Below are 12,470 nucleotides of genomic sequence, written 5' to 3'. Positions count from 1 at the left end.
CCCTCCGGCTCCCGCGGGCCAGCCCCGGCGCGCGGGTTCGGCTATCCTGGCGACCTGATGCGTATGCGCCGCTCCGATGCCGCCGATCCCCCCGGCGCCCACCACCACCGCCTGGATGCTCCCCTGGAGCTCACGGTGTTCGCCGGGGGCCGCGTGACCCGGCACCCGCTGCCCGACGAGGGGCGGGTGTCGCTCGGCCGATCCAAGGAGAACGACGTCCCGATCGACGACAGCTCCGTCTCGCGCCGGCACGCGATCATCCACCTCGGCCCGACGATCGCGATCGAGGACCTCGGGAGCGCGAACGGCACCCGCCTGCGCCGCGAGCGCAGCGCCGGGCCGACGACCAAGCTGCTCGAGCTCCAGCTCGAGCCGGGCAAGACCATGGAGCTGTCCGTCGGCGACGCGGTCAACCTCGGCTCGGCGCTGATCGTGATCGTGCCGCGCGAGGGCGCGACGAGCGCGGCGCCGGCCCAGGGGCCGGGCGAGCCCATCGTGATCGACCCGGCGATGCAGCGGCTCTACGCGCTCGCCGAGCGCGTGGCAGGCTCGCCGATCACCGTGCTCCTGCTCGGCGAGACGGGCGCCGGCAAGGAGGTGCTGGCCGAGCACATCCACAGGCGGTCGCCGCGCGCGCAGGGGCCGTTCCTGCGGCTCAACTGCGCGGCGCTGTCCGAGTCGCTCCTCGAGAGCGAGCTCTTCGGCCACGAGAAGGGCGCCTTCACGAGCGCCGGCCAGGCGAAGCCCGGCCTGCTCGAGACGGCCGAGAAGGGCACCGTGCTGCTCGACGAGGTGGGCGAGCTGCCGCCGTCCATCCAGGTGAAGCTGCTGCGCGTGCTCGAGGACAGGAAGGTGATGCGCGTCGGAGGCCTGAGCCCGCGGCCCATCGACGTCCGCTTCCTCTCGGCCACGAACCGCGATCTCGCCGCCGAGGTGAAGCGCGGCGCTTTCCGGGAAGACCTGTTCTTCCGGCTGAACGGCATCGCGCTGACCATCCCGCCGCTCCGCGCGCGCGTCGCCGAGATCGCGCCGCTCGCGCGCGCGATCGCCGAGCGGACCGCCGGCGCGCTCGGGCGCCGGGCGCCGGCGTTCGCCCCCGAGACGATCGCGGCCCTGGAGGCGCACCCCTGGCCCGGCAACATCCGCGAGCTGCGCAACGTGATCGAGCGCGCGGTCGTGCTCTCCGGCGGCGACACAGTGCTGCCGGAGCACCTCCTGCTCGACGCGGCCGCCGCGCCGCCCGCGGCGGCTCCCCTGGCGCCGACCGTGGACACGAGCGTCGCGCCCGCCGCGGCGGCCGTGGGGACCGTGGCGCCCGCGAAGGCGGCCGACGACGACGCCGGCGCCGCGCGGTCGGGCCAGAGCGCGGGCGACCTGCGGCGCGAGCTCGACGCGATCGAGCGGCGCCGGATCGTCGACGCGCTGGAGCAGTGCGCGGGCAACCAGACGCAGGCCGCGGCGCTCCTCGGCATGCCCCGCCGCACCTTCGTGGCCCGGCTGGACGCCTACGGGATCCCGCGGCCGCGCAAGCGCAAGAGCAACGAGTGACCCGGATCGTCCCGGCCGCGCCGCCCGGAGCGACGCGCGCCGGAGCACGCCGGCACGGCGCCGGAACGCCCGCGCGCCGGGGAGCCCGCGCCGCGATCTCCCTCCCCTCATTACCTGGCAGGTAATCGACCGCCGCCCTCGCCGTGGTTCAACTCCACCTCGCGACGCACAGCGAGCAACGAGGAAGGAGACCCGCGATGAATGAACAGAACATCGGCACGCCGCCCGCAGCACCGGTGAAGGCGGAAGTCGCCCCGCCCGCGAGCCCGGCACAGCCGTCCGCGCGTGGGACGCGCCGGGGGCCGCAGCACGCCGCCGGCCCGTTCGTCGAGGCGCAGGACGGCGCGCTGCTCTTCTACCGCGACTGGGGCGCGGGGAAGCCCGTGCTGTTCCTCTCGGGATGGGCGCTGAGCAGCGACATGTGGGGCTACCAGATGATCGACCTCGTCGACAACGGCCTGCGCTGCGTCGCCTACGACCGGCGCGGCCACGGCCGCTCGAGCGATCCGGGGCGGGGCTACGAGTACGACACGCTCGCCGACGACCTCGCCGCCGTCCTCGAGCAGCTCGACCTGCGCGAGGTCACGCTGGTGGGCCACTCGATGAGCGGCGGCGAGATCGCCCGCTACCTCTCACGCCACGGCGATCGCAGGATCGCCCGCGCCGTGTTCCTGGCGCCGACCACGCCGATGATCCTCCGGGCGGCCGACAACCCCGACGGGCTCGACCGGGACCTCATCGAGCACGTGCGCGCGGCGATCCGCGCCGATTACCCGCGATGGCTGGACGACAATACGCCGCCGTTCTTCGTGGACGAGACGCCGCCCGCGACGAGGGAATGGGTGCGCTCTCTGATGCTCCAGTGCTCGATGAAGGCGGCAATCGACTGCAACCGCGCCATGGCCGAGGCCGATTTCCGCGACGAGCTGCGCCGGATCCGGGTGCCGACCCTCGTCCTCCAGGGCGACCGCGACGCGTCGGCGCCGCTCGCGCTCACCGGCCAGAAGACGGCGGCGCTCGTCCCGGGCAGCCGCCTCGTCGTGTACGAGGGCGCGCCGCACGGGCTGTTCGTCACCCACCGCGAGCGGCTCAGCCGCGATCTGCTCGCCTTCGCGCGAGGCTGAGCGGGCGCGGCCCGGGACCGAGCCGCGCCCGCTGCCCGCGCTCAACCGCATTTGCAGACCGGGGCGCCGCCCGCATCACAGTAACAGTGGCACGATCCATCCGGGCACGAGACCTCCTTATCGCCGCCCGGGCAGGTCACGACGCACGAAGCGATCGAGTCCTCCTCGACGCCCGTCGCGACACCATCTCCGCTCGCGCTCGAGAAACCGCGCTCCTCCGCGTCGTTCGACGCCCCCGCCGCGTCGCCCACAGACCCGCCGCCCGGGCTCGCCCGGAGCTCCGTCGAAACGGGCACCACTGACATCACGAACAATGACAAAAGCGTAGGAACCATCTTCACTCCTCCTGGTCAGCGATGCGCTCGTGGACGGACATCGTTGATCGCCGAGACGTGAAGCACGCGGCGTGCCGGCTCTCGCGGTCCGCGGCCGACATCGCAGCACCGCGGCGCGCATCGGAGCTCTGACCCGCGCGCATTCACGGGCTCGGACGGCGGAGCCAGGTCGGCTGCGCGGGTCGAGCTCGCCTGTCACGCTGCATCACCGCCGCGAGCGGCGAGATCCCAGGGAGAGGCGCGTCGCGCCGGATCGATCGTTGCGCGTAACGGATTGCTCGAACGAGCAAGACGCGTCGGGCCGAGCGCGCCGCCCGGAGGTCGAGCGCGCCGCCCGGAGGGGGTATCGCCCGCGCATCGGCTCGCGCCGCCGGCGGAGCGCGCGCGCGGCGGGCGGAGGGAGAGATCGGCACGAGTCGTGCTCTCTCGGTGACGCTGAGTCCTGACATCACCCGTGGACTGGCTTCCTGCGCGGAGCGCCGCCGAGCCCCTGGTTCGTGCGGGGGAGCCGCGCTCGAACACCGCGGGTGGCATGTCGGGCCGCTGCAACCACCACACGATCGAAAAGAAAGAGAAGAACATGGTACGCAAGATCATCACAGCAGTCACCGGGTTGTCGTTGTTCGTTGGCGTGGCGATGGCGCACGCGGCGACGCCCGCCGCCTCGAACCTGAAGCCCCGCTCCGGCCTGCGCGCCGAGGCGAGCGCCGCGACGCCCGAGAGGGTGGCGTACTACGGATTCCCCGCGGCCAACGTGGCCACCACGACGCAGGTGGGCATCGCGGGCATCGCGATCGGGACCTCGGGGGCCGTCTCCCAGTCGGCGGTCGCCCAGGCCGGCGGGATCGGCAACTTCGGCCTGGCGGCGGCCAACGCGGGGGGATTCCGCGGCTATGGCGGCTGGAGGAGGGTCGCGATGAACGACGCGCCGGCGCCCGGTCAGGCGGACATCCTCTTCGACAACTAGCCTGCTGCGAGCGGCCCCGCCGGGGCCGCTCGCAGCCATTCACCGCCTCGCGCGGCGCTCCTGCCGCGCGGGGCTCTCTCTCCGACGACCCTGAACCCGGGATGGACGAATCCATGCGCCGTTTCCTCCGCGTGCTCTCGACGTCCGCGCCCGCGCTGCTCGGCGCGGCGCTCTGTTTTCATTTCGCGATGACGCTGGCGTACCTGACGCCGCAGAACCCGCTCAAGCTCCGCTTCGCGCGGCTCATCGACGGGTACATGAACCCTCTCCTGCAGCAGAACTGGCACCTCTTCGCGCCCGACCCCATCACCGACACCCGCCTCCTGATGGTCGCCTGCCGCCTGCGCGCGCCGGACGGGAGCACGACCGAGACCGGGTGGACCGACATCACGACCCCCTACTGGGAAGCCCACCTGGAGAACCGGCTCGGGCCCGCGACGCGCGTCGGGCGATCGGTGACGGGCGCGGCGCGCCTCATCTACAGCGCCGATCCGGCGTCGCTGCAGATGGCGAAGAAGCTCGACGAGCGTCGCGCTCGCGCGCTGGAAGGCGGAGGCGGCCCGGGCGCGCCCCAGGAGCAGGAGGTCGACAGGCTCCGGGACCAGGTGAAGAGTGAGCAGGACGCCGCCTCTCGGCTGGGCCGGATCGTCCTGACGCGGGCCGGCTCCGCGCACTGCGACAGCCTCTACGGCCCGGACCGCACCACCGCCGTGCGGATGCGCATGGCGGTGCTGAGATTCCCGCGCTTCTCCCGGCGCGACCTGCCCGACGCCGGGGGCGAGATGGCGTATTACGATCTCGACTGGGCTCCGTATCAACCGGTGGCGCCTCTGGAGGTGGCGACGGAGGGCGGCCCCGCGCCGCCCGCGGACGACCGGACAGCCGCCCTGGAGGAGAGGTAAACCCATGCTGAGCAAGCTGAACGCGCGCTGGCGTCGCATCGTGGAGCTCGCGAGCCAGGAGCGCTGCCTGATCGGGGCCAGCCTCTTCCGGATCGCCGCCGGGCTGACGATCCTCCACCTCTACCTGGCCAACTACCACCAGCGCCATTACCTCTACGGACCCGAGGGGGTATGGCCGTTCGCGCGCTCGCTCGAGGAGGCCCACAGCGCCGGCGCGTTCTCGGTCTACGTGCTCAGCCGATCGCCGCTCTACTTCGAGGTCGTCTTCCACCTCGGTATCCTGTTCGCGGCGCTGTGGGTGGTCGGCTTCCGCACGCGGCTCATGTCCCTGCTCACGTACGTGGGGCTCTGGTCGTTGCACCAGCGCAACCCGGTCCTGCTCGACGGCGGCGACAACGTGGTCCGGCTCGCGCTCCTCTACGGCATCTTCGCCGAGCTCGGCGCCTACTTCTCCCTCGACGCCGACCGCCTGCGCGCGCAGCGGGAGCGCGGCGGGGACCTCCAGCGCATCAAGGCGATGGCGCACAACGCGGCGATCCTCGCCTGCGCCGTCCAGGTGTGCCTCGTCTACGGGGTCGCCGGGCTGTACAAGGTGCAGGGCGAGCTCTGGCAGAACGGGACGGCCCTTTACTACATCACCCGCGTCGGCGAGTTCACGTGGCCCGGCCACAGCGAGGGCCTCTACCGCAGCGTGGCGCTGGTGACGGCGATGACCTACGCGACGGTCGCGTTCCAGCTCAGCTTCCCGTTCCTGTTCGTCCTGAACCGACACACACGGAGGCTCGCGCTCGCCGGCGCGTTCCTGTTCCATTCCGGCATCGCGATCATGATGGGGCTCGTGACGTTCGCCGCGTTCATGATCAGCGTCGAGCTGGCGCTCGTCTCGGACAGGGAGTATCGGGCGATCGGCGCTTTCGCGAGGCGGCTGCTGCCCCTCGAGGCGCCCTCGCTCCGGCGCGTCCTGCCCGGACGCCGGCTCCGCGCGAAGTAGCGCGGCGCGCTGCGGGCGCGATCAAGCCCCGAGCGCGAGGGGGCGCGCCGCGTCGCGCTCGGCTGGACAGGGCCTCACTTCGAGCCGAGGAGCCTCAGCAGCTCTTCGCGCTCGTAATCGGTCGGCTCGCGATTGCAATCCTTGCCGGCGCTCTGGAGGGCCTCCATCTGGTGATCGAGGTCCTTCGGGTCCACGCTCTGGCACCCCTCATTGAAATCCGAGCACTCGGCGACGGAGATCGCCGTCCCGGACACGTAACGGCAATCCGGATCCTCGGGCCGGAACTTGAGGAACGGGGCGGCCTCGTTGAGGAGACACGCCGAGTCCGAGGGCGCATTCGCCTTCTTGCAGCGCGCGGACGCGACGCGGGCCACCCGCTGCAGCTCCTCCTTCGGGTAGCTGCGGGCCCGGGGACGAGCAGGGGCCGCCGCGGCGGCGGCCGGAGCCGGCGCACCGGCAGCCATCTCGGACCCGCCCATCGAGGACGAGCGCTCCCCCAGGCCTTCCGGCGTCGAGGGAGACAGCGGTGAAGAGGACGCGCACCCACAGGCGAGGAGCGCGGTGACTGTGATGAGAAAGCTTCCCCCAACCTTCATAGGCGACACATATCACACCCTGGCTCGCGCCCGCAATGCATAGCTCGCGCGCCGCGCGGTGGTTCATCGCTATCCGCCTGCGCCGGCGGGTGAAGAATTGCAGTGCGAGCACCCGCAGCTCGCCCTCGCGCCCGACGTCCACCACGACCCCGCTCCGGCCACGCGCGTCCCGGCGGTGCGCCGTCCCCGACCAGCGCGCCTCGCGCTGGAAGCGCGGCGCATCGGCGCTCGAGCGCTCGCGCAGGACCTGACGCCGCTTGCGCAGGTCCTGCTCAACTCGCGCGGGGGCTACTCGAACCGCGGCGCCGCGGCGCGATCACGCCCCGGATCCGGCCTGGATCCCGGTATCCTCGCGGTGGCACAGCGCCTGCAAAGCCCCGGTCGCCGCGCGCAACGGCCGCCGTCACGGCAGGAGAGCGCGCAGGCAACCCTCGAAAGGAAGCCCTCCATGGTACGTGCATTGTTTGCTTCGGTGGCCGTCTCGCTTATCGCTGGTTGTGTCGCGGAGTCCGCAGGAGAGATCGACCAGCAGGACCTCCTGCCCGCGGACGCGTGGGTGTCGGACGCGGAGCTGTCCGGCTGTCCGCAGGAGCAATGCCGGGTGGACGAACCGGTCACCATCCCGGACGTACCACCGACCGACCAGGGAGATGATCACGACATGAGCAATGAATCGGACACGGGTGACCCGGAGAACACCATAGGAGACCTCCTGCCGGACGGCACGCAGGTGCCGATCGAGACACAGATTCCCGTCGACTCGAAGCTTCGCTTCCTGGATCCCAGGACCAGCACTCCGCTCCTCCACGTGGCGGTGACGGGCTCGAACCCTCCCCCCAACTTCGCGGCGAAGGTCGAGTACTGGTCGAGGCTCAGCCCCTTGAAGACGCCCACGCTCACCATGGAGTCGTTCGGGTTCACGAACCGCCCGGGCGCGCCGGGGTACCCCGCGGAGTTCCAGAGCTGGCTCGCCGGGGGCAGCGTCATCGCGACGGCCCAGGAGGTGACGTCGCAGCAGTGGAGCAAGGGCGTCTACGTGCCGGAGTCTCCGAACAGCGCGCTCTACTGGGCGGTCGATCCCGACCAGCCGTCCACGCACCGGATCGGCCTGCTCGTGGAGCGCGGGAGCGCCGACGAGCTGCTCAGCATGACCTGGTACAAGATGACGCAACCCCAGAACGGGCTGATCTTCCAGAAGGTCCCGACCAAGCTGACCTTCACGCAGGTGTTCTCGGGCGACGACCCGTCGATCGATCCGAGGCTCATCAACCCTCAGGCCACCTGGTACCACTACCATTGCATCACGAGGTAGGCGCGAGCGCCCCGCGCGCCTGAAGCCGCCGGGGCGCGCCCGGACAGGCCTCCTCCGCGCAGGACGACCCCCGGCCGCTCAGCCGGGCAGCGAGCGCGCCAGCCGGAACCCCATCCCCCCGAAGCGATCCCCGGGCTTGCTCGCGAAGCGCCCCGCCGCGCGGCAGAAGTTCGGCGACGTCGACCACGCGCCGCCCCGCAACGCGCGGAAGTCCGGGTCGGCGTCGTCGGCCGGGTCGAGCAGCACGACGCCGCCCTCGGTCCGCGGCCCCTCGCGCTTCCACGCGTTGATGCACCAGTCCCGCACGTTGCCCGCCGCGCCGCGCAGCCCGTAGGGGCTCTCGTCGAGCGGGAAGTCGTCGACGGGGCGGCGGCCGGCGACGCCCTCGTGGCTGCCCAGCATGCACGCCCAGGTCGGCTCCAGGAAGTCGCCCCACGGCATGCACCGGCCGTCGACGCCCCGCGCCGCCTTCTCCCGTTCGAGCTCGTTCAGGAGGCGCCACGGCGCGCCCGTCTCGGCGGCATACCACGCGGCGTAGCGCATCGCCGCGCGCCAGTGGACGAAGGCGACAGGCATCCTCGGCTCTTCCTGGACGTCGGTCGGGATGCACCCGAGCCGGAAGCGCCCGTCGTCGCACCGCTCGAAGCGGAGCGAGTCCGGGCCCGCGCCCGGGACGGCGCGGCCCAGCGCGAGGCGCGGACAGCACTCGAGCGCCTCGTCCTCCCGCCCGGCCGCGACGAGCGCGTTGAGGAAGTCGAGGTACTCGGCGTTGGTCACGGGGTGCCTGCGGACGACGAAGCCGTCGCACCAGAGCCGCCGCCGCGGGAGGCTGTCCCCGGCGTCGGGATCGCCGCCGGAGAGGAACCAGCCGGCCGGCACGTAGACGTCGTCCTCGCCGAGCTCGCCGAGCCGGAGCAGGCGGACCGGGCGCGGCGCCGCCTCGCCGGGCCGGACGCCGTCCCAGCGCCGCCCGCGCTCGATGAGCACGGGGTACGAGGCGTCGTGGTGCCCCGGCGCGCGCAGCTTCAGGAGGTAGCTGCCGCGCGGGAGCGTCACCTCGAGGGGCGCGGGGCCGAGCTCGCGCGCGGGCTCGGGCGCGAGCCTGCGGTCGCGCTCGACGTAGCGGTGGAGCGAGACCTCGGCCCCCGCGGGGGCGGTCGCCAGGGCGAGCGCGCCGTCGCCCGCGAGCAGCACCGCGTGGCGGCCGCGGTCGTGCTGCCGGAGCAGCGCCTCGGCGCGCGCGGCGGCCCGCGCGTCGCGCGCCTCCTCGGCCTCGACGAGCTCCTCGGCGTAGTGGTCGGCCAGCGCCTCGTGCGCCTCGCGCAGGTCCGGCGCCTCGTTCAGCGCGGAGCGGAGGATCTGCATCCACTCGAGCTCGCCGAGCGACGCCGCCCGATCGAGGCGCTCCGCCTCGTCCTCGAGCCGCCAGCCGCGCGCCTTCTGCTCGGCGGGGTCGAACGAGCTCAGGCCGTCGAGGATCGCCCGCGCCTCGTCGCGCAGCGCGCGCGCCCGCGCCCGGGTCGCCGCGAGCTCCGGCTGGATCGCGCGCGCCTTCTCCACGATCGCGAGCGCTCGCTCGCGCCGCCGCGCGCCGTCGAGCCAGCTCCGGACGTCGGCCGCGAGCGCGCCCGCGTCGGGGTACCGGGCCTCCGGGGCGAGCGCCATCGCGCGGGCGCAGATGGCCGCGAGCTCCGCGGGGACGTCGTGGGGGGCGAGCGCCTCGACCGGCCGGAGCCCGCCGGAGAGGAGCGCGCTCCAGACGGCCGCGAGGTGGCCGTCGTAGGGGTGGCGGCCGGCGAGGATCTCGTAGAGCACGACGCCGAGCGCGTAGACGTCGGTGGCCGCGCCGAGGCGATCGCCCTCGCCGCGCGCCTGCTCCGGGGCCATGTAGAGCAGCGTGCCGAGCACCTCGCCGGGCTGCGTGAGCGGGGCCGCCTCGATGACGTCCGCCCCGCCGGCGTCCCCGGGCGACCCGAGCGGCGGCGCTGCGGGGCGCCCGAGGCCCCAGTCCATCACGAGGACCTCGCCGAACTCGCCGATCATGACGTTGGCCGGCTTGAGATCGCGGTGGATCACGCCGCGGCTGTGCGCGTAGGCCACGGCCTCGCAGACGCGGAGGAACGTGTCGATCGCCCGCCGCAGCGCGACGGGCGAGAGGCTCCCGCCGCCGGCCGCGTACGTCTCGGCGATGACGTCGCCGAGCGTGCGCCCGCGCACCTCCTTCATCGTGAACCACAGCCGCCCGTCGGCGAGCGCGCCGCAGTCGTGCACCGGCACGATGCCCGGGTGCTGGAGGGCCGCGGTCAGGCGCGCCTCGGCGAGGAAGCGGGCGCGATCGGGCGTGGCGTCGCACGCCTCGGCCGACTGGACCTTCATCGCGAGGACGCGCCCCATGATGCGATCGCGCACGCGGCGCACCTCGCCCATGCCCCCGCGCCCGATGCAGCCGAGGTCCTCGTAGCGCTCCTCGGCGGAGAGGCGCTCGGGCGCCGTGACGGAGATGGGCGGCGGCTCGCGCGACGACGGGCTCGCGGGGGTCACGCGCAGCCGGAACGTGACGTCCGTCGCGGCGTCCGCCGGCGGCGCGCCGCCGGGCTCGGCCGCGGCCGGCGCGCACGCGGTCTTCGTCCGCTCCATCTCCTCGCGCTGGCTGCGGTTCATGCCCCGTCGACTCCGCGGATCGCGCCGGGAAGCTCCCCGAGGCGAGGTCCGCGGCGACTCTATCTTCCGCTCGCGCGGGCCTCAACCCGACGGGGCGCTCGGGGCGCGGGCGAGGCAGCGCGCGCCGCCCACGGCGGCCCGCGCGCTGAAGGAGCGCCCGTCCAGGCGAGCTTCTGTCCAGCCCCGGCCCGAGGCGACGTGTTCAGCAGGACGCCGAGCCCGCCGGTGAGGCCGAGCACGAGCGAGCCGCCGGCCACGAGGTATCCTCCCCGAGACCCGTTGATGCTGGCGAGCCTCACGACGAGCTCCGGGGCCAGATGCAGATAGACGTGCTCCGTGGGCCTTTGGACGGCCCGAGATCGACCACGCCGATCCACCACCTACAGACACGCACTTGGAACCGAACGGAGCCAAACGACGCTGCTCGGAGCCACCGCGCAGCGCCGGCGGGCGCTCTATATCTCGACACTGGCCGCTTGACCGATGTACTCTGCCAAGTCGGACATGGCCCAGCCAGACAGCGCGACCAGCACGATCGACGACTTCTTCTCGCATTGCACGGAGCTGGTCTTCATTGCCGGCGAGAGCGGCAGGCTCCTCCGGATGAGCCGCGCGCTCACCGAGGAGATGAGCCCCGAGCTCCTCGAAGCGGGCTCGCAGGCGGACATCGGCCTCCTGGTCCACCCGGAGGACAGGCCCGCGTTCGACGCGGCGTGGGGGCGCCTGCGCGCCGCGGTGAAGCCGGTGGACATCGTCCTGAGGCTGAAGACGGCGGACGGATCGTTCAAGTGCTTCCAGTGCACCGCGCGGTGGGTGCCCGAGAAGGAAGAGGTCTATGGAGCGCTCCGCGACGCGGAGGAGCGGATCAAGAGCGAGATCCAGCTCAAGCTCCTCCGGGCGCTCAACGACCATCTCCCTGTCTGCTTGTGGGCGATCGACCGGAAGGGGGTCTTCGTCCTCCACGACGGGAAGGGGCTCGAGTCCGCGGGGCTCAAGCCCGGGCAGTTCATCGGGCTCAACGTGTTCGACCTCTATCCGGAGTCGGGCACGGCGGTGCTGCGCAAGGCGATCGACGGCACGATGTCCTACTTCGTGAACGAGATCGACGGCGTCCACTGGGAGGCCTGGTACCTGCCCATCCTGAACGATCGCGGCGAGGTCACCCACGTCGCGGGGGTCACGCTCGACATCACGCCCGCGAAGCGCACCGAGCAGGAGCTCCGCGCGAAGCTCGATCTCATCGAGCGGCAGCGGCAGGTCATCCGTTCGCTCTCGACGCCGATCATCCAGGTGTGGGACCGCGTGCTCACGCTGCCCCTCGTCGGCATGTTCGACAGCGCGCGCGCCGCCGACGTGATGGAAGGGGTCCTCCGCGAGGTCGTCCGGACGCAGGCGCGCTACACCATCCTGGATCTCACCGGGATCGAGGCGATGGACACGGAGACGGCGAACCACCTCATGAAGCTCACCGCGGCCATCAAGCTCCTCGGCGCCGAGGGGATCATCACGGGGATCCACCCCGCCATCGCCCAGACAATCGTCGGGCTGGGCGTGGATCTCTCGTCGATCGAGACGCGCTCGACGCTGCGGCAGGGGCTCGAGTACTGCATTCGCAGGATGGGCCGCGAGCGCTGATACCGCCGCTCGCGCTGGGCGTCCCCAGGTGGTGAGCTCGCCCACCGGATCATCGAGATACGATCCGTCAGCCCGCCCACCGGATCATCGAGATAAGACCGGGCCCCGCGTCCGCGGCGAGCCGGGCGCAGCGCTCGCCGCGGCGCGGACGGTCTGACAGCGTGCGCCGACGTCGCCGGGGAGCGCCGCACAGGCGACGGGCCCGCACGTGCGCTGGAGCTGTGGAGTTCGAACATCGGGAGTGTGACATGAGCCCTGGCACGAGAGCACCGAAGAACACCGAAGCACAACGAAACTCGCGCGCCTGCTCCGAACTCCGCTTGACGGATTTGTTAACACATTTGTAGAATGATCTTTCATTCTCGGCGACGTGGGGGCATTCAACGAATGGAGTGAGTT

The 12,470-nt window shown here is 72.4% G+C and carries 9 protein-coding genes; 7 read left to right on the top strand and 2 right to left on the bottom strand.

Features of this window, described 5'->3' with window-relative positions; all coding sequences use genetic code 11:
• The first annotated feature begins 63 nt into the window (after positions 1-63).
• The 5 genes from WME96_RS04155 (at position 64) to WME96_RS04135 (ending at position 5,867) form a co-directional block, all read left to right on the top strand.
• Positions 64-1,548, top strand: coding sequence for a sigma 54-interacting transcriptional regulator (locus tag WME96_RS04155; RefSeq protein ID WP_437288878.1), 1,485 nt, complete (start codon positions 64-66; stop codon positions 1,546-1,548).
• A gap of 197 nt (positions 1,549-1,745) precedes the next feature.
• Positions 1,746-2,672 (top strand): alpha/beta fold hydrolase, encoded by a 927-nt coding sequence (locus tag WME96_RS04150; protein WP_437288877.1) that lies wholly within the window; start codon positions 1,746-1,748, stop codon positions 2,670-2,672.
• 915 nt (positions 2,673-3,587) lie between these two features.
• The gene (locus WME96_RS04145; RefSeq protein ID WP_437288876.1) at positions 3,588-3,974 is read left to right on the top strand and encodes a hypothetical protein; all 387 of its coding nucleotides are present in this window, start codon (positions 3,588-3,590) and stop codon (positions 3,972-3,974) included.
• Positions 3,975-4,087: 113 nt separating this feature from the next.
• Positions 4,088-4,876, top strand: coding sequence for a DUF5819 family protein (locus WME96_RS04140; protein WP_437288875.1), 789 nt, complete (start codon positions 4,088-4,090; stop codon positions 4,874-4,876).
• A 4-nt stretch (positions 4,877-4,880) separates the two neighbouring features.
• Positions 4,881-5,867: an HTTM domain-containing protein gene (locus WME96_RS04135; protein WP_437288874.1), complete on the top strand. Its 987-nt coding sequence runs from the start codon at positions 4,881-4,883 to the stop codon at positions 5,865-5,867.
• A 74-nt stretch (positions 5,868-5,941) separates the two neighbouring features.
• Here WME96_RS04135 and WME96_RS04130 read toward each other — a convergent pair whose 3' ends face one another.
• The gene (locus tag WME96_RS04130) at positions 5,942-6,331 is read right to left on the bottom strand and encodes a hypothetical protein (protein WP_437288873.1); all 390 of its coding nucleotides are present in this window, start codon (positions 6,329-6,331) and stop codon (positions 5,942-5,944) included.
• A gap of 580 nt (positions 6,332-6,911) precedes the next feature.
• On the opposite strand from WME96_RS04130, the gene WME96_RS04125 reads away from it, so the two are divergent.
• Positions 6,912-7,775 carry a hypothetical protein gene (locus WME96_RS04125; RefSeq protein ID WP_437288872.1) on the top strand — a complete coding sequence of 288 codons (864 nt, stop codon included), beginning with the start codon at positions 6,912-6,914 and terminating at the stop codon, positions 7,773-7,775.
• Between the two features lie 78 nt (positions 7,776-7,853).
• Here WME96_RS04125 and WME96_RS04120 read toward each other — a convergent pair whose 3' ends face one another.
• Positions 7,854-10,436 (bottom strand): bifunctional serine/threonine-protein kinase/formylglycine-generating enzyme family protein, encoded by a 2,583-nt coding sequence (locus WME96_RS04120; protein WP_437288871.1) that lies wholly within the window; start codon positions 10,434-10,436, stop codon positions 7,854-7,856.
• Positions 10,437-10,919: 483 nt separating this feature from the next.
• Between WME96_RS04120 and WME96_RS04115 the strand changes: the two genes are divergently transcribed.
• On the top strand, positions 10,920-12,071 hold the full coding sequence (locus WME96_RS04115) for an STAS domain-containing protein (RefSeq protein ID WP_437288870.1): 1,152 nt from the start codon (positions 10,920-10,922) through the stop codon (positions 12,069-12,071).
• The last annotated feature ends 399 nt before the right edge of the window (positions 12,072-12,470 follow it).

This window comes from Sorangium sp. So ce406 (assembly GCF_051474675.1).
In the GTDB taxonomy this organism is placed as follows: domain Bacteria; phylum Myxococcota_A; class Polyangia; order Polyangiales; family Polyangiaceae; genus Sorangium; species Sorangium cellulosum_G.
This window is presented reverse-complemented; position numbering and strand designations above follow the sequence as displayed.